The sequence below is a fragment of the Phytopseudomonas straminea genome (assembly GCF_900112645.1).
GTDB lineage: Bacteria > Pseudomonadota > Gammaproteobacteria > Pseudomonadales > Pseudomonadaceae > Aquipseudomonas > Aquipseudomonas straminea.
Map to the genome: position 1 here is coordinate 403,789 of NZ_FOMO01000002.1, position 23,823 is coordinate 427,611.

The 23,823-nt window shown below is 63.0% G+C and carries 22 protein-coding genes; 10 read left to right on the forward strand and 12 right to left on the reverse strand.

Translation table 11 applies throughout. The annotated features are described in order from the left end of the window. Positions 1-2 precede the first annotated feature (2 nt). On the reverse strand, positions 3-722 hold the full coding sequence (locus BM279_RS06070; RefSeq protein ID WP_093501916.1) for a substrate-binding periplasmic protein: 720 nt from the start codon (positions 720-722) through the stop codon (positions 3-5). A gap of 92 nt (positions 723-814) precedes the next feature. Beyond that, on the reverse strand, positions 815-1,222 hold the full coding sequence (locus BM279_RS06075; protein WP_093501918.1) for a transcriptional regulator: 408 nt from the start codon (positions 1,220-1,222) through the stop codon (positions 815-817). Between the two features lie 152 nt (positions 1,223-1,374). Between BM279_RS06075 and BM279_RS06080 the strand changes: the two genes are divergently transcribed. Together BM279_RS06080 and BM279_RS06085 are read left to right on the forward strand one after the other, a co-directional pair. Next, the gene (locus BM279_RS06080) at positions 1,375-3,144 is read left to right on the forward strand and encodes a S8/S53 family peptidase (protein WP_093501921.1); all 1,770 of its coding nucleotides are present in this window, start codon (positions 1,375-1,377) and stop codon (positions 3,142-3,144) included. Between the two features lie 80 nt (positions 3,145-3,224). Further along, the gene (locus tag BM279_RS06085; RefSeq protein ID WP_093501923.1) at positions 3,225-3,512 is read left to right on the forward strand and encodes a hypothetical protein; all 288 of its coding nucleotides are present in this window, start codon (positions 3,225-3,227) and stop codon (positions 3,510-3,512) included. Positions 3,513-3,550: 38 nt separating this feature from the next. On the opposite strand, the gene BM279_RS06090 is transcribed toward BM279_RS06085, so the two are convergent. From BM279_RS06090 to BM279_RS06100, 3 genes are all read right to left on the reverse strand, one after another. Then, positions 3,551-4,900 carry a DEAD/DEAH box helicase gene (locus BM279_RS06090; RefSeq protein ID WP_093501925.1) on the reverse strand — a complete coding sequence of 450 codons (1,350 nt, stop codon included), beginning with the start codon at positions 4,898-4,900 and terminating at the stop codon, positions 3,551-3,553. A 96-nt stretch (positions 4,901-4,996) separates the two neighbouring features. Then, positions 4,997-5,899: an EamA family transporter RarD gene (gene rarD, locus BM279_RS06095; protein WP_093501927.1), complete on the reverse strand. Its 903-nt coding sequence runs from the start codon at positions 5,897-5,899 to the stop codon at positions 4,997-4,999. A 261-nt stretch (positions 5,900-6,160) separates the two neighbouring features. Next, positions 6,161-6,475 (reverse strand): 3-phosphoglycerate kinase, encoded by a 315-nt coding sequence (locus BM279_RS06100; protein WP_093501929.1) that lies wholly within the window; start codon positions 6,473-6,475, stop codon positions 6,161-6,163. 75 nt (positions 6,476-6,550) lie between these two features. On the opposite strand from BM279_RS06100, the gene BM279_RS06105 reads away from it, so the two are divergent. From BM279_RS06105 to BM279_RS06125, 5 genes are all read left to right on the forward strand, one after another. Then, positions 6,551-7,468 (forward strand): LysR family transcriptional regulator, encoded by a 918-nt coding sequence (locus BM279_RS06105; protein WP_093501931.1) that lies wholly within the window; start codon positions 6,551-6,553, stop codon positions 7,466-7,468. 4 nt (positions 7,469-7,472) lie between these two features. Continuing rightward, entirely contained in the window at positions 7,473-8,285 is an 813-nt protein-coding gene (locus tag BM279_RS06110; RefSeq protein ID WP_093501933.1) for an alpha/beta fold hydrolase, read from the forward strand. A gap of 5 nt (positions 8,286-8,290) precedes the next feature. Continuing rightward, positions 8,291-8,845, forward strand: a complete 555-nt coding sequence (locus tag BM279_RS06115; protein ID WP_027910300.1) for a peptidylprolyl isomerase — start codon at positions 8,291-8,293, stop codon at positions 8,843-8,845. A gap of 258 nt (positions 8,846-9,103) precedes the next feature. After that, complete coding sequence (locus BM279_RS06120) at positions 9,104-10,939, forward strand: ABC transporter ATP-binding protein (RefSeq protein WP_093501935.1); 1,836 nt, start codon at positions 9,104-9,106, stop codon at positions 10,937-10,939. A gap of 185 nt (positions 10,940-11,124) precedes the next feature. Beyond that, complete coding sequence (locus BM279_RS06125; RefSeq protein ID WP_093501937.1) at positions 11,125-11,388, forward strand: DUF2790 domain-containing protein; 264 nt, start codon at positions 11,125-11,127, stop codon at positions 11,386-11,388. 57 nt (positions 11,389-11,445) lie between these two features. Here BM279_RS06125 and BM279_RS06130 read toward each other — a convergent pair whose 3' ends face one another. From BM279_RS06130 to BM279_RS23635, 4 genes are all read right to left on the reverse strand, one after another. Next, entirely contained in the window at positions 11,446-12,570 is a 1,125-nt protein-coding gene (locus BM279_RS06130) for a GNAT family N-acetyltransferase (RefSeq protein WP_093501939.1), read from the reverse strand. A 98-nt stretch (positions 12,571-12,668) separates the two neighbouring features. Next, positions 12,669-13,988 (reverse strand): OprO/OprP family phosphate-selective porin, encoded by a 1,320-nt coding sequence (locus BM279_RS06135; RefSeq protein ID WP_093501941.1) that lies wholly within the window; start codon positions 13,986-13,988, stop codon positions 12,669-12,671. A 261-nt stretch (positions 13,989-14,249) separates the two neighbouring features. Continuing rightward, positions 14,250-15,374 carry a beta-ketoacyl-ACP synthase III gene (locus BM279_RS06140; protein ID WP_093501944.1) on the reverse strand — a complete coding sequence of 375 codons (1,125 nt, stop codon included), beginning with the start codon at positions 15,372-15,374 and terminating at the stop codon, positions 14,250-14,252. Then, positions 15,367-15,498, reverse strand: a complete 132-nt coding sequence (locus BM279_RS23635; protein WP_279626488.1) for a hypothetical protein — start codon at positions 15,496-15,498, stop codon at positions 15,367-15,369. The genes BM279_RS06140 and BM279_RS23635 overlap by 8 nt, the downstream gene beginning before the upstream one ends. A 109-nt stretch (positions 15,499-15,607) precedes the next feature. On the opposite strand from BM279_RS23635, the gene BM279_RS06145 reads away from it, so the two are divergent. Further along, positions 15,608-17,224: an FMN-binding glutamate synthase family protein gene (locus BM279_RS06145; protein WP_093501946.1), complete on the forward strand. Its 1,617-nt coding sequence runs from the start codon at positions 15,608-15,610 to the stop codon at positions 17,222-17,224. Between the two features lie 25 nt (positions 17,225-17,249). On the opposite strand, the gene BM279_RS06150 is transcribed toward BM279_RS06145, so the two are convergent. Next, positions 17,250-18,218: an NAD(P)H-quinone oxidoreductase gene (locus BM279_RS06150; protein ID WP_093501948.1), complete on the reverse strand. Its 969-nt coding sequence runs from the start codon at positions 18,216-18,218 to the stop codon at positions 17,250-17,252. Between the two features lie 128 nt (positions 18,219-18,346). Here BM279_RS06150 and BM279_RS06155 point away from each other — a divergent pair, with 128 nt between their 5' ends. Together BM279_RS06155 and BM279_RS06160 are read left to right on the forward strand one after the other, a co-directional pair. Beyond that, a complete protein-coding gene (locus tag BM279_RS06155) occupies positions 18,347-20,437 on the forward strand; it encodes a carboxy terminal-processing peptidase (RefSeq protein ID WP_482811897.1) in 2,091 nt (696 codons plus the stop codon). A gap of 220 nt (positions 20,438-20,657) precedes the next feature. Beyond that, positions 20,658-22,436, forward strand: coding sequence for a bifunctional diguanylate cyclase/phosphodiesterase (locus tag BM279_RS06160; RefSeq protein WP_093501952.1), 1,779 nt, complete (start codon positions 20,658-20,660; stop codon positions 22,434-22,436). On the opposite strand, the gene BM279_RS06165 is transcribed toward BM279_RS06160, so the two are convergent. Continuing rightward, on the reverse strand, positions 22,433-22,765 hold the full coding sequence (locus BM279_RS06165) for a tryptophan synthase subunit beta (RefSeq protein ID WP_093502522.1): 333 nt from the start codon (positions 22,763-22,765) through the stop codon (positions 22,433-22,435). The two genes, BM279_RS06160 and BM279_RS06165, sit on opposite strands and share 4 nt — an antisense overlap. Before the next feature lie 26 nt (positions 22,766-22,791). After that, a complete protein-coding gene (locus BM279_RS06170; protein ID WP_093501954.1) occupies positions 22,792-23,823 on the reverse strand; it encodes a hypothetical protein in 1,032 nt (343 codons plus the stop codon).

Genomic DNA, 23,823 nt, shown 5'->3' on the forward strand with positions numbered 1-23,823 from the left:
GCTCAGTACATCGCATAGCGGCGCTCGATCTGTGCGTATTCGCCGCTGGCGATAATCTCGGCCAGGCCCTGATCGAAACGATCACGTGCCGACTGATCACGCATGCCCAACTGGTACGAAGTCGGTGGGAACAGCCGGTACTCGGTGATCGGCTGGCTGACATCCACCTGGCGATACACCTCGCGATTGAAGTAATGCAGCACCCGCCGGTCGCCAATCACCACGTCGACCCGGCCACTGTACAGCAGGCGATTGCGGGCGATCTCCTGAGCCTCCTCGTAATACCGCGGGTTGGCCTCGGCCATGCGCTGAAATTCATCGCCCAGCACGATGCGTGCCCGCTGGAAGGCGCGAATCGAATAATTGCCCAAGTCCGCGATACGCTCGATTCGATAATTACGCGCGCTTAGCGCGATGGCCACATGCTGATAGCTGATGTAAGGCTGGGTGTAGAAGCTGTTCACTCCGCCTTGCAGGCGCGTGCTGGCGATGCCATCGAGGTCGCCACGACTATAGGCACGATGCAAGCGTTCCGGCGGTGCATAGGAGGGAATGACCTGCATGCCACCGGCACGGGCAGCGGCGACCACGATGTCGTACTCCAGCCCTCGTTGCTCGCCCTGGAAGATATACGGCGGTTTATGCGTACCAAAGCCGATCCTTAGCTCTTCAGCCGTGGCGTCGATCGCCAACAGCAGCAGTCCGATTGCCCACCACTTCATCCCAGAAACGCCCTCGCCGCGCCGACTCTTCCCTTGGCCTGGCAGGCCAGACCGTGAGCGAACAGTTTACGCGGCCAGGGCGTCGCTGGGTATCAGACCAGCGCCTCGCGCGACGCCAGACCGTCGAACACCGACGGCGTCAGCGCCGTCAGGCCGTGGCGGTCTAGCACCTCGCGCGGGTGCTGCTCGCCCGGAAAGGTGCTGTCGATCATGCTCAGCAATTGCGCGCCACGCGGAGTCAGCACGAAATTCTCGCCATTGCCACCGTCGCTTTCTGGCCGTGGGGAGATGAAACCGCCTTCGAGCAGCATGGCCTCGTAATCGTCGGCCTGGGCCTTGAGCGAGTCGAGGTTGTCGACCGGCTTGCCGGCCTGCTGCAAGGCATCGGCCAGTTCTTCGGCGCAGCGGCGCGGCACGAATGGCTGGCCGGCGCCGTTCTGTACCGCGTGGAGCATGCGTTCGACTAGATCCCAGTTGTGGGTGTGCTGATGAATCGTCATGGCTTGGTCTCCGTTCTTATCGGCGCCTGTGCGCCTGTAGAGCTGTGACGCCAGCGCCTCGCACAGGGTTCGGGTTATCCGCCGAACGTCGCCTGAACCAAGCTCTGCGCCCGCCAGTCTGAGGCCCAAGCCCCCGCACAAAGGACCTCGCCATGCTCCGCCAGCCCCTGCTGCGCCCCATCTTCAGCGCTCTGCTCGTGGCGAGCATAGCGCCTTCGGTATTGGCCGCCGAGCCGCTGCGGCTTAAGCACCTCTATCGTTGCGAGGACGTGCTCGACACCCAGCGCCAGACCTTCTGCCTGAATGCGCGCGGCGTGTCCGACGGCCAGTTGCAGGTGCTGCTCGATGGCAAGCCCCTGCCGCAAAGTGCGGTGAAGCGTCAGGACGGCTTGCGCATCACCCTCGACAGCAAGGACTACCAGAGCGGCCCGCTGTGGCTGAAACAGGGCGAGCAGGAAAGTAACCCCGTGTGGCTGTCGATGGCCGGCAGCCACGTCGTGGCCGCCAAACCGGGTGAAGTGGCAAAGAACATGGACGGCCTGAACACCTACGTCGATCTTGTCAGCGTGGTGATCGAGGAAGATGCCAACGGCTTGGATACCGCCAAGGCGCTGGCCAGGAAATACGGCGCCGAAGTGGTCGGTGCCATCGCACCGCTAAACACTTACCAGCTGCGCCTGCCGGCCGAGGACCTGGTCCAGCGTGACGCCATGGTGCTGCGCCTGGGCAGCGAGCTGAGCGTCGATGCCGTGGTGATCGAGGAATCCTCCGCCGAGGAGCAGGAAGCGCCGTCGGGCGAGAGCAAGGACGAGCAGTTGAACGAGGAGGAATGGGCCGCCAACCGCTTCGTCGATGCGGTCAACTATTACCAGCGCCGCATTCCCTCCAAACGCTCGCCCATCGCCACCAAGCCGGTACGCATCGGCCTGATCGAGCGCAACGTCGACTTCGACGCGCCGGATTTCAAGGACTATCTGGGCGCCGCCGAGCGTCAGGGCAACACGCCGCATACTCGCCTGTACAGCCGCGACGCCGACAAGCCGGACGGCCACGGCTCCACCGTCGCCGGCATCCTGGCCGCGCGCTGGGACGACGGTGGCAATACCGGCTTCCTGCGCGGCCTGGATGGCGCTGGCCCGGGCTTCGAGGTGATCGTCGACCGCAACTCGGACGCTGGCATCACCGCCAACGTCGCCGCCTCGGTCAATCTGGTCGAAGACGGCGTACGTGTGCTGAACTGGAGTTGGGGCATTCACCGCATCGGCGCAAAGGACATCAACGGCGACGAGATCGACTCGCTGGTGCGCTCCGGTATTGCCATGAGCGGCTATGAAGAGCTGCTGGAGGAGTTCTTTCTGTGGCTGCGCCGCGAGCATCCGGACGTGGTGGTAGTCAACTCGGCCGGCAACGGTGCCTCGTTCTCCGGCGCCGATGACTACCGCCTGCCCTCCTCGTTCGTCACCGAGCAGTTGTTCGTGGTCGGCGGCCACCAACGCAGCGACCGGGACGTCGCCGTGGACGACCCGGCCTACGTAAAACGGCGCAGCTCATCGAACGTCGACACCCGGGTGGACATCACCGCCGCGGCCTGCGTACGCGCCTCCACCGCCGCGGAAAACCAGCAGGGCAGCGTGCATTGCGGCACCTCCTACGCCACGCCGCTGGTGGCCGGCGTGGTGGCGTCGCTAATGTCGATCAACCCGCAGCTGCACCCGGACCAGCTGCGCATGCTGCTGCGCCGCAGCGCCATGACCATCGGCGAAGAATTCGACTTCGAGCCTACCGATGCCGATGACCTGACCGCACCGATCCTGCCGTCGGAGCGCGGCTTCGATCTCAATGACAAGGACATCGGCCGCTCCGCCCGGCTGGACATGCAGAAGGCTCTGGATCTGACCGTCAGAAGCCTGGATAACAAGTAGTAGGCGCCGGGCAGAAGCCCTGAACCATCAGCGCTGGCAGGCACTCAACCGCTCGGATACCAAGGCGTGAGGATTCGAGCATGATCAAGCACATAGCACCACTCTTCGGCCTGGCACTGGCCCTTTATGGCATGGGGCAGGCGCAGGCTTGCACCACCGAAGAGGCAGCCGGCAAGGCGCAGGAACTGGCGGCCAAGATCGAGGAAATCACCCAACGCGATCCAGAGCGCGCCGCGGTGCTGCGCCAGGAACTCAAAGAGGCGCAACCGGAGAGCAGCGGCGAGCACGCCACCGACTGCGATGCTTACGATCAGCGCTTGCAGGAATTGGAAGAAATTGGCGGCGAGGTTGAAGAACAGGTTCAATAACGGTCACCGGCAGTTGCTGCCGGTGACCCGCTAAAACATCAAGCGTCAGTCGACGGCGCCTTGCGCTTGAGAGGCGCCAGGCCGTCCTGGCTTACCAGGCCGGCATCGCTTTTCGGCTTGTTCACCGTATTACGCTTGGCTGGCGTCTTTGCCGCGGGCTTCTTGGCGATCTTCTTACCGGTTTTCGGGTCGACCTTTTTCTTCTTGGTGCCCGCGGCCTTGCCGGATGCCTTGAGGTTCTTCGGCCCCTGGTAGCTGCCCTTGAGCTCCTTGACGGTGCGTTTCTCGAAGCGCTGCTTGAGGTAACGCTCGATGCTCGACATCAGGTTCCAGTCGCTGTGGGTGATCAGCGAGATAGCCAGACCTTCGCTGCCGGCACGGCCGGTACGGCCGACGCGGTGTACATATTCGTCACCGGAGCGCGGCATGTCGAAGTTAATCACCAGATCCAGGCCCTCGACATCCAGGCCGCGCGCCGCCACGTCGGTGGCGACCAGCACCTTGACGGCGCCCTGACGCAGGCGGTCGATGGCCAGCTTGCGGTCCTTCTGATCCTTCTCACCGTGCAGCACGAAGGTCTTGAATTCCTTGGCCACCAACTTGCCGTACAGGCGGTCGGCCTGCACCCGGGTGTTGGTGAAGATGATCGCCTTGTCGTAGGTCTCGTTGCTCAGCAGCCACTCGACCAGCTGTTCCTTGTGGTAATTGTGGTCGGCGGTGATGATCTGCTGGCGGGTGCCCTCGGCCAGTTCGCTGACGCGGTTGAGCTGCAGGTGCGTGGGCTCGCGCAGCACTTTGGCGACCACTTCGCGCAGGCCAGCGCCGCCGCTGGTAGCGGAGAACAGCAGGGTCTGGTGCTCGCGGTTACACATTTCGGCCAGGCGCTGCACGTCTTCGGCGAAGCCCATGTCGAGCATGCGGTCGGCTTCATCGAGCACCAGCACCTCGACGTCATCGAACAGCAGGTTGCCGGCGTTGGCATGCTCGATCAGGCGGCCTGGCGTGCCGATGACGATATCGACCTTGCGCAGCATGGCGGCCTGCACCTTGAAGTCTTCACCGCCGGTGATCAGCCCGCCCTTGAGGAAGGTGAACTGGGCGAAGCGCTCTACTTCCTTGAGGGTCTGCTGGGCCAGCTCGCGGGTCGGCAGCATGATCAGTGCGCGCACACTGACCCGCGCCTTGGAGCTGCCATCACCAAGCAGGCGGTTGAGCATCGGCAGTACGAAGGCAGCGGTCTTGCCGCTGCCGGTCTGGGCGATCACCCGCAGGTCTTTGCCTTCCAGCGCCGGAGGAATCGCAGCGGCCTGCACCGCAGTGGGCTCGGTGAAGTTGAGCTCGGCCACGGCTTTGAGCAGACGTTCATGCAGGGCAAATTGGGCAAACACGGGGCAACCTCGATGCAAATGCTAAATCAGCCGCATAGGTTACCGCGTTCGCGCCGCGGGGCCGAATGCTTTCTCTGAATGGTTAGCGCAAAGCACTCAGGCTGCGGTCTGCATGCGCCGCTGCTTGAGCAGCAAACGGCCGCTGTCCCAGCCCACCAGCACCACCGCCACCCAGATCGGCAGGTAGGTCATGAACTGATCCGGGTCGAACTGCTCGCCCAAGAACAGCAGGCTGAACATGAACAGCAGCACTGGCTCCACATAGCTGAGAATGCCGAACAGCCCAAGCGGCAGCAGGCGCGACGAGGCCATCATCAGCGCCAGGGCGATTGTGCCGAGCAGCGCCATGCCCGGCACCATCCACCACAGGCGCGGGTACTCGGCGAACATGCCGGCCGGCGCCCAGTGGACGATCAGCCAGATGGCCAAGGGCGCCATCACCAGCATCTCCAGTACCAGGCCCGGCAACGCGTCCAGGCGCATCCAGCGGCGCAGCATGAAGTAAGGCGGATAGCCAAGGGCGGTGACCAGGGTGACCCAGGAAAATGCCTGAGCTTGCCACAGCTCGTGCAGCACGCCGGCGAAGGCGCAGACCACGGCGATCTTCTGCAGCGGGCGCAGGCGCTCGCCGTAAAACACCCGACCGACCAGCACCATGGCCAGCGGTAGCAGGAAGTAACCCAGGGAGACATCAAGCATGTGTCCGGTCAGCGGCGCCCAGACGAACATGAACCACTGCAGGCCGATCAGCGCGGCGCCCACCGGCAGCGCGGCCAGCAGCAGCGGCTCGCAGCGCAGGCGCTGCAAGGCGGTAAGCAGCAACGGCCACTGGCGCAGCAGCGTAAGCAGCAGCAAAACGGCCGGAATCGACCAGAGCACGCGCTGGGCGAACACCTGAAAGCCGTCCAGCGGCGTGAGCATCTGCACATAGCCGGGGATCAGGGCGAACAGGATCGAGGCGCTGACAGAGAACAGCACGCCGGGTCCGGAAAGCGTCATCGCGCACCTCGAGAAGGGAAAAGTCGCCCGCGCCGCTTAGCCTATCAGGCAACTGCGCGATTGCCGTGGCGGCGGCGCAGGCGGATACGCGAGTGCCGCTGTCGAACGGGCGGCGCACCATAACGGTTCACCGATGGACAAACAATCCGGGGCGGCTAGAGCGAGGCGCGCGTGATCGATATCCGATAAAAAGATAGGGCTATTCGCCCATATCTATCGAGGAAGTTGATTTGTCGGCTGGCTGACCCTAGTCTGATCGACCTATTGAGGCTGGCAGGTCAGATCCACACGCAGGCGAATGATGCTGCGGGCGAACTTCACCGTGAGGTTGCCGCTCTGTCCCGCCGCCAGGTTGGTGCTGCGGGTGCGCGGCGCCTCGGGGCCGTTGCGAAACACCGCCTTGCAGGAGGCGGCCTGCGAGCCGTAGTTCTGCACCAGAACGGCCGCCATGTTGTGGTCGATTTCCTGGGTGCTCGCCGAGATTTCGGCGCCGTTGAACTGCTTTTCCAGTTCGATGGGATAAGCCTGCGCTGCCAGCGGCAAGCAGACGATCAGCGCGCAACAGAATTTTTTCATGGCCAGCCTCCGAGGTGAGCCGACAGTCTAGAGGCTGCGCCCTGCCCGTGCACAGCCGCCTGTGAAGGAGAAGAAATGAAGGCTCCACGCGTAACCCTCGATCAGTGGCGCACTTTGCAGGCGGTGGTCGACAACGGCGGCTTCGCCCAGGCCGCCGAGATGCTGCACCGCTCGCAATCCTCGGTGAGCTACACCGTGGCGCGTATGCAGGAGCAACTGGGCGTGCCGCTGCTACGTATCGACGGCCGCAAGGCGGTGCTCACCGAGGCCGGTGACGTGTTGCTGCGCCGCTCCCGGCAGTTGGTCAAGCAGGCCAGCCAACTGGAGGACCTGGCCCACCACATGGAACAGGGCTGGGAAGCCGAGGTACGCCTGGTGGTCGATGCCGCCTACCCCAGCGCCCGCCTGGTACGTGCGTTGACCGCCTTCATGCCGCAAAGCCGCGGTTGCCGCGTGCGCCTGCGCGAAGAGGTGCTGTCCGGCGTCGAGGAAGTACTCAAGGAAGGCGTTGCGGATCTCGCGATCAGTGCCTACAACATTCCCGGTTTTCTCGGCTCGGAGATGAGCCCGGTGGAATTCATCGCCGTGGCCCATCCGGATCACCCGCTGCATCGCCTGCAGCGCGGCCTCAACTTCCAAGACCTGGAAACCCAGATGCAGGTGGTGATCCGCGACTCGGGGCGCCACCAGCCTCGCGATGTGGGCTGGCTGGGCGCCGAGCAGCGCTGGACGGTAGGCAGCCTGGCCACCGCGGCGACCTTCGTGGGCAACGGCCTGGGGTTCGCCTGGCTGCCACGGCACATGATCGAGCGCGAACTCAAGGACGGCCTGCTCAAGCCACTGCCGCTGGACAAGGGCGGTAACCGCAAGCCGGTGTTCTTTCTCTACGCCAGCAAGGACAAGGCCCTGGGCCCGGCCACGCAGATTCTCACCGACCTGATCCAGCGCTTCGACGCCGCCCCGCTCGACGCCGCGCCCGTTACCCCGGCCTGAGACGATGGCCTTTTTCGAGTACCGCGGCTGCCGGCTGTACTTCGAGGAGCACGGCGCAGGATCGCCAGTGCTGCTGGTGCACGGCCTGGGCTCCAGTACCCTGGACTGGGAGCTGCAGATTCCCGCGCTCGCCGCCCACCACCGGGTGATCGCCCTTGACGTTCGCGGCCACGGGCGCTCCGACAAACCGCGCCAGCGCTACCGTATCGCCGACTTCGCCGGCGATGTGGCGGCGCTGATCGAGCATCTGCAGCTGCCCCCCGTACACCTGGTCGGCATTTCCATGGGCGGCATGATCGGCTTCCAGCTGGGCGTGGATCAGCCGCAGTTGCTGCGCAGCCTGACGATCGTCAACAGCGCGCCGGAGGTGAAGGCGAAAAAGCCGGCTGACTACCTGCAAATCGCCAAGCGCTGGACGTTGGCCCGCCTGCTGCCGCTGGAAATTACTGCCAAGGCCCTGGCTCGCCTGCTGTTTCCCAAACCCGAGCAGGCCGAGTTGCGCCGCAAGGTCGAGGAACGCTGGCCGCTCAACGACAAGCGCGCCTACCTGGCCAGCCTCGACGCCATCATCGGCTGGGGCGTGCGTGAACGTCTTAGCTGCATCACCTGTCCTACTCTGGTGATCAGCGCCGACCGTGACTACACGCCGGTCGCGCAGAAGCAGGCCTATGTCGACGAATTGCCCGACGCACGCCTGCTGGTGATCGACGACTCACGCCATGCCACGCCGCTCGACCAGCCCGAACGCTTCAACCGCAGCCTGCTTGCCTTTATGCAGGAAGTCGAAAACACTGCCGCCACCTCAATCAAGGACTAGACCCGATGCTGAAGAAACTCGCCCTCACCGCCTGCTCGCTGCTGTTCACCGCTCACCTGATGGCGGCCGAGAACCCCACCGTACTGCTGACCACCAGCCTGGGCGAGATCGAAGTGCAGCTCGATGAGCAGAAAGCGCCGATCAGCACCCAGAACTTCCTCGCCTACGTGGACAGCGGCTTCTACAAGGGCACCGTATTCCACCGCGTGATCCCGGGCTTCATGGTGCAGGGCGGCGGTTTCGATGAAAACATGCGCCAGAAGCAGACCCAGGCGCCGATCAAGAACGAAGCCGACAACGGCCTGCACAACGTGCGCGGCACCCTGGCCATGGCCCGTACCCAAGTCCGCGACTCGGCCACCAGCCAGTTCTTCATCAACCACACCGACAACGCCTTCCTCGACCACGGCTCGCGCGACTTCGGTTATGCGGTGTTCGGCAAGGTCACCCGCGGTATGGAAGTGGTCGACCGCATCGCCCAAGTGCGTACCGCCAACCGCGCCGGCCAGCAGAACGTGCCGGTCGATCCGGTGGTGATTCTCGACGCCAAGCGCCTCTGATCCGCGCCCGAGGGTCTGTACGAAAAGTCTCCGAGCGAAGGTCAGGCGAGGCAAAAATCGGTGAGGACGCGGAGTTTACGAGTTGTAAATGAGCAGTCCGAATCGATTTTTAACGAAGCATCACCGAGCGCAGGTACTTTTCGTATAGAGCCTCTCCGGCGACCCACGCGCCAGCACACGTGGGCCCGCCCCGGCGCCCCGCGCGCCTGCCTCGAGCAGCCCTGATTCCTCCTTCTCCGCCAGAGCAGACTGCACGCCATGTTGTTTCGCCGCTTCGAAAATCTGATCGATGTCTTCAAGCCCAGCCCGGACGTGGCGCCGCCTGCCGGCATGCTGCGCTTCTACGCCCATTACCTGAAGCAGGTCTGGCCGCCGGTGCTGGTGCTGCTGGTCGTCGGCTTCTTCGCAGCGGTGATCGAAGTGGCGCTGTTCAGCTTTCTCGGCCAGCTGATCGATATGGCCCAGGCCACCGCCGATGCCCGCACCTTCTTCGCCGAGCACCAGAATGAGCTGCTGTGGATGGCCGTCGTGGCGCTGGTCATCCGCCCGCTGGTATTCGGTCTGCACAACCTGCTGGTGCACCAGACCATCAACCCGGGGCTGACCAACCTGATCCGCTGGCAGAACCATCGCTACGTGCTCAAGCAGAGCCTGAATTTCTTCCAGAACGACTTCGCCGGGCGTATCGCCCAGCGCGTCATGCAGACGGGTCCGTCGCTGCGCGAATCGGCCATGCAGGTGATCGATGCGCTGTGGCACGTGGTGGTCTACGCCGGCAGTGCGCTGTACCTGTTCGCCGAGGCGGACGTACGCCTGATCGTGCCGTTGACGCTGTGGATAATCGGCTACAGCGCAGCGCTCTGGTACTTCGTGCCACGCATCAAGGAACGTTCGGCGGCGGCCTCGGCAGCGCGCTCCAAGGTCATGGGCCGGGTTGTCGACGGCTATAGCAACGTCGCCACCCTCAAGCTGTTCGCCCACTCGCGCGAAGAGGAAAGCTACGCCCGCAATGCCATGCAGGAGCTGCTCGACAAGTTCCGCCAGCAGACGCGCATCATCACCAGTCTGGACTTTCTGATCACCTGCCTGAACGGCCTGCTGATCGTAGGCACCGGCGCCCTGGCCCTGTGGCTGTGGAGCGAATCGCTGATCAGCACCGGCGCCATCGCCCTGGCGCTGGGCCTGGTGATCCGCATCAACAACATGGCCGAATGGATCATGTGGGTGGTCAACGGCATTTTCGAGAACGTCGGCACCGTGCAGGACGGCATGCAGACCATCGTCCAGCCGCGCCATGTACTCGACCGCGAGGACGCCAAACCGCTGCAGGTGCAACAAGGCGGCGTGCGCTTCGAGGACGTGCACTTTCACTACGGCAAGAGCGGCGGCGTGATCAGCGGCCTGAATCTCGAAATCCGCCCCGGCGAGAAGATCGGCCTGGTCGGCCCGTCCGGCGCCGGCAAGTCGACCCTGGTCAACCTGCTGCTGCGCCTCTACGACCTGGAGAGCGGGCAGATTCTCGTCGACGGCCAGAACATCGCTGAAGTCAGCCAGGAAACCCTGCGCGCCAACATCGGCGTGGTCACCCAGGACACCTCCCTGCTGCACCGCTCGATCCGCGACAACCTGCGCTATGGCAAGCCCGACGCCAGCGACGAAGAACTCTGGGCAGCGGCCCGCAAGGCCCGCGCCGACAGCTTCATCACCACCCTGGACGACAGCCAGGGCGGCCTGGGCTTCGAAGCCCAGGTCGGCGAACGCGGCGTGAAGCTTTCAGGCGGCCAGCGCCAGCGCATCGCCATTGCCCGCGTGCTGCTCAAGGACGCACCGATCCTGGTACTCGACGAAGCCACCTCGGCGCTGGATTCGGAAGTCGAAGCGGCGATTCAGGAAAGCCTGGACAGCCTGATGGACGGCAAGACGGTGATCGCCATCGCCCACCGCCTGTCGACCATCGCACGCATGGATCGCCTGGTGGTGATCGACAAGGGCCAGGTGATCGAGACCGGCACCCACGCCGAGCTGATTGCCCATGGCGGGTTGTATGCGCGCCTGTGGCAGCACCAGACCGGTGGTTTCGTCGGCGTCGACTGACGTCGGGCGGGGCCAAGCAGCAAGCAAAATAGTTAGCTAGCTAACAAATATCAATTTTCATGATACCTACTAACGAGACCATCAATTTCCGCCGCTTTGGCTTTGCTGGTCATATGAGTCCACCAGGCAACGCAATCGAACCAATCGATCCGGTTGCCGGTTTTCGAATCGTCGAGGACTCCATCATGAAAATTGCAACCGCCATTACCGCTCTGCTTTCCAGTCTCGCTCCCGCCGTGTTCGCTGCCGATATCCAGCCCAAGCCAGGTGCCGGCCTGCCGACCGAGCAATACCACTACGGCATGAAAGTCGACGTGCAGAAAGTGCTGTACCGCACCGACGTTTCCGACAAGAGCGGAGTGGTGCCGGTGATCATGGTCTACACCGACAGCCAGGGTGAAACCCACAAGATGAGTTTTCTCGAATGGGGCGGCCGTTACGATGGCTGATAAGGCCTCTGTTGCCGCTACGCGTTGCTGGCAACCGCAGCGCGTAGCGGCGTCGCCTCAGGCCTGACGATACGGCAGCATCCCCCTCGCCTGCTCGGCGTAGGCCAGCACGCCCTCACGCTCCTCCTGCAGAAAACCCGCCACCGCATCACGCAAACCTTCGTGCACCAGGTAGTGCCAGGAATGGGTGATGGTCGGCTCGAAGCCGCGAATCAGCTTGTGCTCGCCCTGGGCGCCGGCATCGAAGCGCTGCAGGCCTTGGGCAATCGCCTGCTCCATACCCTGGTAGAAACAGGTTTCGAAGTGCAGCCGGTCGAACTCGGCCAGACATCCCCAGTAACGCCCATACAGGCTTTCTCCGCCCAGCAGGCTGAAGGCCATGGCCACTGGTTGTGAGCCGCGGCAGGCCAATACCACGCGGATCGCCTCGGGCATGCGCTCGGCCAGCAGGCTGAAGAAATCGCGGGTCAGGTACGGCCGCTGTCCACGCACGTGGTAGGTATTGGCGTAGCAGTGGTAGACGAAATCCCATTGCGCTTCACTCAGCTGATGCCCTTCGCGCCAATCGAAGGCGATGCCCTGCCCCGCCACCTGCTCGCGCTCCTTGCGCATCTGCTTGCGCTTGCGCGAACTCAAGGTATCGAGAAAATCCTGAAAATCCCGATAGCCGCGGTTGTGCCAGTGAAACTGGCAGCCCAGACGCTGCAGCCAGCCATCACGCTTCTGCATAACTGCATCGCTCGCCGCATCGGTGAAATTCACATGCAGGCTGGAAAGCCCCTGCTCCTCCAGCGTTGCCGTGACGCCATCGAGCAACTGCCCGGCTGCCTCAGGCGTGCCCAGCAGGCGCTGGCCGGTTACCGGTGAAAAGGGAATGGCGCCCAACAGCTTCGGGTAGTAGCCGATACCGGCGCGGCGACAGGCGTCGGCCCAGCCGTGATCGAACACGTACTCGCCCTGGGAGTGGTATTTGACGTAGGCCGGCAGCGCTGCCAGCGGCCGACCGTCGCCATCGAGCAACACCTGGTGGGCGGCCTGCCAGCCGCTGCGCCCGCCTACGCTGCCGCTTTCTTCGAGAGTGCTGAGAAAGGCGTGGCGCAGGAACGGCTGGGGTTCGCTGAGCAGGCCGTCCCAAGTGACGGCGTCGAGATCCTTGAGGGCGTGCAGACTGTAGACGGGCATCGGCTATATCCACGGGCAAACAGCGCACACTATATCGCCAATAAAAAAACCCCGCCTGAGGCGGGGTTCAAAGGAGTACCACGTTTGCAGGGTGTTGCTTAGAACACGTATTGGGCGCGCAGTACCACGCCGTCACCGCTGTCGTCATCGGCTGCAACCGAGTTGACCTGATTGTCGACCTTGGCCTTGATATAGGTGGCGCTGACCTTCACTGCTTCGTTGGCGTACCAGTTCACACCCAGGTTATGCACCTTGCCGGTCACGTCGTCGGTCGGATCGATACCCACGGTGTCGTCTTCGACGGCGATGTGGTCATAGCGGTAGAACAGCTCCCAGGCACCGATGGACTTGTTGGCCGGCTTGATGGCGTCGAACTTGCCGAGCTTGTAGGCGCGGGCTTCGCCGGTCAGAGTGTAGGCGACCTGGCCGTAATAACCCTTGGCCTTGATGTCTTCACGGGTGTCGGCATCGGCTTTCATCTTGCGGGTGATGTACTCACCCTGGACGGACAGCGGGCCCATCGCCCAGGCAGCTTCCAGGCCCATGGCGCGGTCGGTGTCGTAGGAACCGACCGGCAGGTTGTTGGCGCCGCCCAGCAGCAGACGGTTGCCGTTGGTGCCGGCGTCCTGGCCACCGTCGGTACTCACACCGCGCATACCCAGGCGGCTGCGGATGCGGCCATCGAAAGCGGTATCGGAGAGATCACGCTGGGCGAAGTTCAGGCCCAGGTGCAGCACGTTGCCAGTCTCGTGCAGCGGAGCAAACACACCGCGCAGGTTGAACTGCTTGGTGCTGTCGCCATCCTTGTCGGCGTTGGTGGCGTCCTTGGCGAAGAAGCCTGCGGAGCCGTACAGCGAATCGCCAGCGGTGCCGGAAACCTGGATGCCCATGCCGCCGTTGTGGCTGTTGGCCCAATCGACCAGATCGTAGGCCGCGGTGCGCTCAGGGGCGGTTACCCACTTGGAGCTGGTGGCTTTTTCCAGACCGAATTCCGGGTCGAAGCGGCCTACCTTGATCGACAATGGCTTGAAGCCGTTGTAGGCCAACGACGCTTCGTCGAAGTAGCCATCTTCGGAACGGTTGTCGCCACCGGCGTTGTGCGAGAAGTCATAGTTCAGCTGATAGGCCCAGTCGGTGTAGAGCACACCGCCAATTTCCAGGAAGGCGCGGCGGAAATAGCCTGCATCAGCGTTGTTGCCGTTGACGGTGTAGAAGCCGTCGAAAGTGCTGTAATCGGCCTGCAACCGACCACCAACCTTGAAGCTGAACTCCTTGTCGGTCGTCGCAACCTCAAGGCCGCCTTTGGTTTTAACCACGATGTCAGCGCCGTCGGTGGTGACGGTGCCGGCGAAAGCCTGGGCGGAAACGGCCAGAGCCAGGGCGCTGGCTGCGAAACCGGCGAAGTGCTTGCGGATCATCGAGAATTCCCCTAATTGAACTTAAGTGCTGGAAAACACCCGAGCTGTGGGCTCGTTCGTGCTGGGGGAATCTTCGCGGCGGGTTATTTCAGCGCAGTTGCTGATATATAAATATTTGATGACAAGGGAACTTTTTAATCCCTTTAAATATAACGCTTGACAGCGAAGCACTCAGCCGAGTAGCTGAATCGGCTGTATAGGGCGTACTAGAGGGGTTGCGGGAGTGAAACAGGCGGCACCTTGCGTGCCGCCTTTGTACGATCAGTGCTTGCGCAGAATCACGCTGCCGATGGAATAGCCGGCGCCGAATGAGCTGAGCACACCGAGTGAGCCGGCCGGCAGATCGTCCTGATGCTTGTGCAGAGCAATCACCGAACCCGCCGAACTGGTGTTGGCGTAAGTGTCGAGGATCACCGGCGCCTCGTGGGCTTCCGGGTCGCGGCCGAGCAGCTTACGGGCGATCAGCTGGTTCATGTTGAGGTTGGCCTGGTGCAGCCAGAAGCGCTTCACGTCCGCCACATTCAGGCCATTCTCCTGCAGGTGGGCGGCGATCAGCTCGGCCACCATCGGGCAGACTTCCTTGAACACCTTGCGCCCTTCCTGCACGAACAGCTTGTCGCGGGACGTCTGAGCGCTTTCCTCGGCGGCACGATTCAAGAAGCCGAAGTTGTTGCGGATGTTGTTGGAGAACTGGGTCAGCAGCTTGGTGCCGACCACGTCGAACTGATGCTTGGAAATCGCCAGATCCGCGCGTTCCAGAATCACCGCGGTAGCCGCATCGCCAAAGATGAAATGGCTGTCGCGGTCACGGAAATTCAGGTGCCCGGTGCAGATTTCCGGGTTGACCATCAGAATCGCCCGCGCCTGGCCGAGCTGGATGCTGTTGGCCGCCGCCTGGATGCCGAAGGTCGCCGACGAGCACGCCACGTTCATGTCGAAGCCGAAGCCCTGGATACCCAGCGCCGCCTGCACTTCGATGGCTACGGCCGGATAGGCACGCTGCAGGTTGGAACAGGCGACGATCACCCCGTCGATGTCCGCAGCGCTCTTGCCGGCCCGTGCCAGCGCCTCTTTGGCCGCCGCCACCGACATCTCGCAGAGAATGCCCCACTGCTCGTTATTGCGTTCTGGGATGAAAGGCACCATACGCTGCGGATCGAGGATGCCCTGCTTGTCGATCACGAAACGACTCTTGATGCCCGAAGCCTTCTCGATAAAGGCGCTGTTCGACTCGCTCAGTGCCTCGACTTCGCCAAGCTCAATGGCCTCGGCGTGGTCCGCGTTGAACTGCTGCACATAGGCATTGAAGGACGCCACCAACTCGTCGTTGGAGATGCTGTTGGCCGGGGTATAAAGGCCCGTACCGCTGATGACGACGTTATGCACGCTGCTTCCTCTTGTTGTTGGCGATGGCCTGGCAGACCGCGGCAAGGCGCCGTCGGTACTCGAGCACGGTCTGGCGCTGCTCGTCGCTGCACAACCCGTATTCACTGGTTTTCAAGTGTGCCACAGGCACCGCGTTTTCGTCTGCACGCAGCTAAGGAGGCTGCCACAGGCGTCGACGAACCACGAGCAGCGGTCTACATTGCCGCGGTCTCCTTCTGCAATAAGGAACGGGTATGAACCTGTCGCTGCTCAGCCGCTACGCCTTCTTCGCCTTTTGCGTGTTGTTCACCCTCGGCAGTCTGCCGTTCTTGGAGCACGAATGGGTGTGGCCGCTGACCCTGGTGAGCGCCATATTGAGCGTAGTGGGCATTGGCGATCTGCTGCAAAAGCGCCATGCCGTGCGGCGCAACTACCCGATCCTGGGCAATATCCGCTACCTGGTCGAAGGTATCCGCCCAGAGATTCGTCAGTACCTGCTCGAAGGCGATAACGAGCAACTGCCCTTCTCTCGCGCCCAGCGCTCGCTGGTGTACGCCAGGGCCAAAAACGAGGGCGCCGACAAGCCGTTCGGTACGCTCAGCGACGTTTACCAGAACGGTTTCGAATTCATCAGCCACTCGATGCGCCCGGCGCCGCTGGGCGACCCTGACAGTTTCCGGGTGATCATCGGCGGGCCGCAGTGCAGCCAGCCCTATTCGGCCTCACTGTTCAACATTTCCGCCATGAGCTTCGGCTCACTGAGCGCCAACGCCATCCGCGCACTCAACAAGGGCGCGAAGCTGGGCAACTTCGCCCATGACACTGGCGAAGGCAGCATCAGCAGTTATCACCGAGAGCACGACGGCGATCTGATCTGGGAGCTGGGCAGCGGTTACTTCGGCTGCCGCACCGCCACCGGAAGTTTCGATGCCGAGCGCTTTGCCGCCCAGGCGCAGCGCCCCCAGGTGCGGATGATCGAGATCAAGCTCAGCCAGGGCGCCAAGCCAGGCCACGGCGGCATTCTGCCCAAGCACAAGATCACCCCGGAAATTGCCGAAACTCGCGGCGTGCCCATGGGCGAGGATTGCGTATCACCGTCGCGCCACAGCGCCTTTGCAACGCCCATCGAACTGCTGCAGTTCATCGCCCGGCTGCGGGAGCTGTCCGGCGGCAAACCAGTTGGTTTCAAGTTCTGCCTGGGCCATCCCTGGGAGTTCATGGCCATCGCCAAGGCCATGCTAGAAACCGGCATCCTGCCGGACTTCATCGTCATCGATGGCAAGGAAGGCGGCACCGGAGCGGCCCCCGTGGAATTCACCGACCACCTGGGTGTGCCGATGCGTGAAGGCCTGCTGTTCGTGCACAACACGCTGGTCGGCCTGAACCTGCGCGACAAGATCAAGCTCGGCGCCAGCGGCAAAATCGTCAGCGCGTTCGACATCGCCCGGGTGCTGGCCATCGGCGCGGACTGGGCCAACTCGGCACGTGGCTTCATGTTCGCCATCGGCTGCATCCAGAGCCAGAGCTGTCACACCAACAAATGCCCGACAGGCGTGGCCACCCAGGATCCGCTGCGTCAGCGTGCCCTGGTGGTCGCAGACAAGGCCCAGCGGGTCTACAACTTCCACCGCAACACCTTGAAGGCACTGGCCGAAATGCTCGCTGCAGCCGGCCTCGATCATCCTGCGCAGATGGATGCGCGGCACCTGGTGCAGAGAATGTCAGCCACGGAAATCCGCCTGTTCTCGCAGCAGCACGTATTCCTCAAGCCAGGCGAGTTGCTCAGCGGGGATATAGAGGGGGAGTTTTACGCCAGGATGTGGAAGATGGCTCGCGCCGACAGCTTCGACGCAGCGCCTGACGCAGCCTGATAAAGCGCTGCGTCAGGCCGGCAGATCAGCTCAGGCTGTCATCGATGACCAGCACCAGCTTGCCGTTGACCTGGTTGCTTTCCAGGGTCTCGTAGGCCTCATGAGCTTCGGCCACCGGGAAGGTGCGGGCCAATTGCGGCTTGAGGCGCCCCTCGCTGAACAGCGGCCACACGTGCTGGCGCAGATCGCGCAGCAGCTCGGCCTTGAACAGGTCGTCACGGTTGCGCAGGGTCGAGCCGATCAGCTGGATGCGCTTGCCGAGTACCAGCGCCATGTCCACCTCGGCCTTGCGCCCGCCCATCATGCCGATGTTCACCCAGCGCCCGTCGAGCGCCAGCAGCTTGAGGTTGAGTGCCGCGTAGCTGGCGCCCACCGGATCGAGAATCACCTCGAACGGGCCGAAATCGTCCGGCACCTTGAGGCCATCCTTGTCGCGAATCGCCCCGCCACTGGCGCCCAGGCTTTCGCAGTAGGCCAGGCGCTCCTGGGAGCCGACTGTCACCCAGCAAGCACTACCAAAGGCCTTGCACAGCTGGATGGCCGCCGAACCGACACCACTGGCGCCGGCGTGCAGCAGCACCTTCTCGCCGGGCTTGAGGCCGGCCAGCTGGAACAGGTTGAGCCAGGCGGTGGCGTACACCTCCGGCAACGCCGCTGCCTCGTGCAGCGACAGACCTTCCGGCACCGGCAGCACGTGGCGTGCATCGACCACCACCTCTTCGGCCACACCGCCACCAGCGAGCAGCGCGCAGACGCGATCACCCACCTGCCAGTCATCACAACCCGGCCCTACCTCACTGACAATACCCGCGCATTCCAGGCCCAACGCGTCGCTGGCACCCGGCGGCGGCGGGTAGTTGCCGGCCCGCTGCAGCAGGTCGGCGCGGTTCAGGCCCGCGGCCGCCACACGAATACGTACTTCCCCTACATCACAGGCCGGCGTGGGTCGATCGACCCATTGCACCTGCCCTTCAACGCCTTGCAATGCTTTCACGGTGCCTCCATAGTGCATTCGAACCTGGCCCGCCGCTAAGCGACGGGCCTTTGCATTGCGCCAATGGAACCTGGCGCCCTCAAAGACGGCCTAATATGCGTTATCAACTGTCCCCACGTCGAATCAGCATGAAGCGATCCTTTCTCAGCGCCACCCTGGCCCTCTTTCTCGGGCTGGGCGCTTTACCCCTTGCCGCCAAAACCACTCAGGCCGATCCGTGGGAATACCTGCAGCCCGATCGTGATCAGGTGATCGCCAGCCTCAACGTGGTCGAATTGCTGCAGCGTCATCACTACAGCAAGCCTCCGTTGGACGACGCCCGCTCGGAAAAGATCTATCAGGGTTACCTGAAGATGCTCGACCCGGCGCGTAGCTACTTCACCGCCGGTGATATCGCCGAGTTCGACCGCTGGAATGACAAGTTCGACGATTTCCTGAAAAAGGGTGATCTGGAACCCGGCTTCGCGATCTACAAGCGCTACCTTGCCCGCCAGCAGGATCGCCTGAACTATGTGCAGGGCTTGCTCGCCAAAGGCGTCGACAAGATCGACTTCACGGTTGACGAGAGCCTGTTGATCGACCGCGAGAAGGCGCCGTGGGCCAAGGACGTCGCCGAGCTCGACGACCTGTGGCGCAAACGTCTGAAAGACGAAGTGCTGCGCCTGAAGCTCGCCGGCAAGGAACCCAAGGCGATCCAGGAGCTGCTCACCAAACGCTACAAGGCTCAGCAGGCACGCCTGCAGCAGACCCGCAGCGAAGACGTGTTCCAGGCCTACATCAACGCCTTCGCCATGACCTACGATCCGCACACCAACTACCTGTCGCCGGACAGCGCGGAAAACTTCGACATCAACATGAGCCTGTCCCTCGAGGGTATTGGCGCCGTGCTGCAGAGCGACAACGAGCATGTGAAGGTCGTGCGTCTGGTTCCGGCCGGCCCGGCCGAGAAAAGCAAGCAGATCTCGCCGGCTGACAAGATCATCGGGGTTGGCCAGGGCGATGACGAAATCGTTGACGTCATCGGCTGGCGCCTGGATGAAGTGGTCAAGCTGATCCGCGGCCCTAAAGGCTCGAAGGTGCGCCTGGAGGTGATCCCGGCCAGCAACGCGCCCAACGACATGACCAGCAAGATCGTCAGCATCACCCGCGAAGCGGTGAAGCTCGAAGAGCAGGCGGCCAAGAAATCCATCCTCAAGCTCGACCAGGACGGTCGTCCTTACAAGCTGGGCGTGATCGAAATCCCGGCCTTCTATCTGGACTTCAAGGCCTTCCGTGCCGGTGATCCGGATTACAAGAGCACTACCCGCGACGTCAAGAAACTGATCACCGAGCTGCAGGCCGAGAAGGTCGACGGTATCGTCATCGATCTGCGCAACAACGGCGGCGGCTCGTTGCAGGAAGCTACCGAACTGACCGGCCTGTTCATCGACAAGGGCCCGACCGTACTGGTGCGCAACAGCGACGGCCGCGTCGACGTGCTGGCTGACGAACAGGATGGCGCGTTCTACAAGGGCCCGCTGGCCTTGCTGGTCAACCGCCTGTCCGCCTCGGCCTCGGAGATCTTCGCCGGTGCCATGCAGGACTACCACCGCGCGCTGATCCTCGGTGGTCAGACCTTCGGCAAGGGCACCGTGCAGACCATCCAGCCGCTTAACCACGGTGAGCTGAAGCTGACCCTGGCCAAGTTCTATCGCGTTTCCGGGCAGAGCACCCAGCACCGCGGCGTGGTGCCGGACATCTCCTATCCGGACGTGATGGACAACAAGGAAATCGGCGAGAGCGCTCTGCCCGAGGCCATGCCGTGGGACAGCATCCGCCCGGCCATCAAGCCCGAGCTGGATCCGATCAAGCCGTTCCTTACCGAGCTGAAAAACCGCTACGACGCGCGTACCGCCAATAACCCCGACTTCAACTTTGCCCGCGACCGCCTGGCGCTGTCCCGCGAGCTGATGGCCGAGAAGACCGTCAGCCTCAACGAAGCCAAGCGCCGCGCCGAGCAGGCCGATATCGAGAAACGCCAGCTGGTGATCGAGAACGCCCGCCGCAGTGCCAAGGGCGAAGAGCCGCTCAAGGAGCTGAAGAAGGAAGACGATGACGACGTCATGGCGCAGGCCGAGGAAGACAAGAAGACCAAACCGGAAGACGACGCCTACCTGACGGAAACCGGCCACATTCTGATCGACTACCTCAAGCTCAATACCCGCCTGGCCAAGCAATGATCACCGGCCAGCTGTAACCCAAAGGGCGTCGCCAACACGACGCCCTTTTTATTGCCCGAGACATAACAACAACGCCAGAAAATCATCTTCCTGTTTATTGACGCCGGGCCCGCGTCATCAAGCGGTCATCATTCTGTAGTCAAATCATGCGTATCTTGCGGGACGCAACTATCATGGCTAATAGCCATCTTCCGCTATTCGATTTGCATAGAGATACGCCATGACCGTCACCGAACAGTTGAGCTCGCTGGGCCAGATTCTCGCCCACGGCGACTTGCATAGCCTGTTCCAACCCATCGTGTCGGTCGCCGAGCGTCGTATCCTCGGTTACGAAGCGCTGACCCGTGGCCCTTCCAATAGTCCGCTGCATTCGCCACTGACCCTATTCGCCGCCGCGCGCCAGACCGGCATGCTCAGCGAGCTGGAACTGGCGTGTCGCAAGAGCGCCTGCCGCCGATTCAGCGAACAGCAGCTCGATGGTTTGCTATTTCTCAACGTCTCTCCCGATTCGCTGCTTGACGCCAACCACCAGCCCGGCCGTACCCTGCAGTTGCTGCAGACCTATGGCATCTCGCCCAGCCGGGTGGTGATCGAGCTGACCGAACAATCGCCCACCGACGATTTCTACCTGCTCGACACCGCCCTGCACCACTACCGCGACATGGGCTTTTCCATTGCGCTCGACGACCTGGGTGCCGGTTATTCCAGCCTGCGCCTGTGGTCGGAGCTGCGCCCGGATTACGTGAAGATCGACCGGCACTTCATCGACGGCATTCATCGCGATGCGGTCAAGCGCGAGTTCGTCGGTTCCATCCTGCAGATGGCCAAGGCCTCGCGGGCCAAGGTGATCGCCGAGGGCATCGAGCTGGAAGAAGAGCTCGCCGTGCTCTGTGAAATGGGCGTCGACCTGCTGCAGGGCTACCTGCTCTGCCGCCCACAGGAAACGCCGCCTACCGACGCCCGCAAGATGTTGCCCGCCCTCGGTCAGGCGCCGACGCCCCTGGGCGAGGAAAGCAGCGACCTTACCGCCCTGCTCAACGAGCAGCCGGCGGTGTCGATTTCCACGCCGACCGCCGATGTGCTGGAGGCGTTTCGCGCCCAGGCCAACCTCAACTCACTGGCAGTGCTGGACGAGGCCCAGCGCCCGGTCGGCATCGTGCATCGGCATTCACTTTCGGACGTGTTGCTCAAACCCTTCGCCACCGAGCTGTACGCGCGCAAGCCCATCAGCCGGCTGATGAGCAACGACTTTCTGGCCGTGGAGATCAGCCAGTCGCTGCAACAGGTCAGCCGCCTGCTGACCAGCCGTGCCCGCCAGCGCATGGAAGAGGATTTCGTGATCACCGTCGAGGGCTGCTACCAGGGCCTGGGGCGGGTGATCGACGTACTCAAGCTGATCACCGAACTGAAGATCCAGCAGGCCCGCTACGCCAACCCGCTGACCCTGCTGCCGGGTAACGTGCCAATCCAGCAATGCCTGGCGCGACTGCTGCAGCAGAGCCGCGAGGCGGCGGTCTGCTATGTCGACATCGACAGCTTCAAGCCTTTCAACGATCTGTATGGCTATGCCAAGGGCGACGAGGTGCTGCTGTGCCTGGCGCACTGCCTGAACGAGCGCGTCGACCCCAGCCGGGATTTCGTCGGCCATATAGGCGGCGATGACTTTCTGCTGGTGTTCGGCTCCAAGGACTGGCGCAGCCGCCTCAACCAGTTGCTGGAAGACTTCCAGAGCCAGTGCCGACGTTTCTACCTGGAAGAACACCTGGACGCCGGCTGCTTCATCAGCCACAACCGCCAGGGCCAGCGCGAGGAATTTCCGCTGCTATCACTGTCGCTCGGCGTGGTGCACCTGCACCCCGAGCACTGCGCCCTGCTGGACGCCAGCGAACTGGCGGGTCTGGCCTCCGAAGCCAAACGCCAGGCCAAGGCAGTGCCGGGTTACAGCCTGCAGGTGATCGATACCCATACCTTGCAAGGTGCCACGCAACAGGCGGTCTAACCGCGGTCTACCAGACCTTCCAGATCAGCGCGCACCAGGGCACGAATATCGAGCTTGTCGCGCGCCGCCTGAGGCAGCTCGGTGTAGTCGATGATGCCTCGCTCGATCAGTAGCGTGATGACGTCCTCCATCACCCGCAGTACGTCACGGTCGGACTCGCGCAACCAGTCGCGCTGGGCTTGAGCCTCGCCGCTGCGCAGCCAGTGGCTGACCTCGGCGCTATGAAATGCCAAGGTATCGTTCATGCCCTCGAAAGGCTGATTATCCAGACGCAACAGGCGACCATGGGCGCCGCGGAGCGCGTAGACCACCGGTTTTCCCTCATCCACGCAGGCCTCCTTGATACTTGCCATAGTCAGGACAACAGGCTGATAACCGTGAAGCGGCTGATTGTAGCCTGGGCGACCAGGGTATCGGATACCGATGCGTAGCTGCTCGAGCTCTTGCGCATCAGGTTGTATACCGCGGTCACATAATCGCCTGCCCAGCGCTGCTCGTCGTCGCCCAGCTGACGGGCCAGAAAACTGCGAATCTCGTCCTGGCGCTGGCGTAGCTGCTCGCCCAGTTCCTGGATATGATCCAGCACCTTGACCACGGTATCGAGCATTCGCCGGACCTCACGCGGTTCTTCCAGCGTTTCCAGCGCCTGGGGCTGCAGCAGCTGCGATTCGACCGGCTTGAGTTCGGTGAAGCGCTGCGCGGCGAACAAAGCTCCCTCGCCCTTCACACGGAGATGTTCGCGCAGAGTCTGCCAGTCGGCTTCGCGGGCGGAAAAGACCAGCGCGCCGTCGGTCGTCAGCTCACTGCGAATTCCGGCCGGGGCCAAGCCGACATTGAAGCGGCGCAGGATCTGCTCCTCACTCAACCCTTCGTCGAGCACCACCGCGACCGGTTCCTGGCTGCTGCGCCCGATGCTGAACAACAGACTTTCACGCCCGGCCTGCTGGAACGTTTGCAGGGATTCAAGCCCCGGCAAGCTGAAGCGCACCCGCACCGGCTCGTTCAGGTGCAGATTGAGCTGGCCATCCAGGCTGCCGGCACTGCGGGCACTGCGCTGCTCGAGTAACGAGCGTAACTCGCCCAGCTGCGCACCCACGCCTTCGCGATCCTGCATCCGCGCGTTGCCCAGCTCCCGGCTCAGGCTCAGCTTGAGCGGCACCAGGGTCGCGGACAGCTGAGCCAGGTAGCTGCTGGCCGATTGCATGGTGGTCAGTTGCTGATTGAGCTGCAGCCCGAAACCGGCACTCTTGCGGCCCTGGGCCGAGCCCACCGCCGCGCCGCGCTCCGACTGCGTCTGTTGCGCGGCATCGGCTACGGTGACAAGCGAGCGCTTGGGCGCCTGCCGGTCAAGGCCACTGACGATCGGGGAATGCTTGTCGACCCGCAT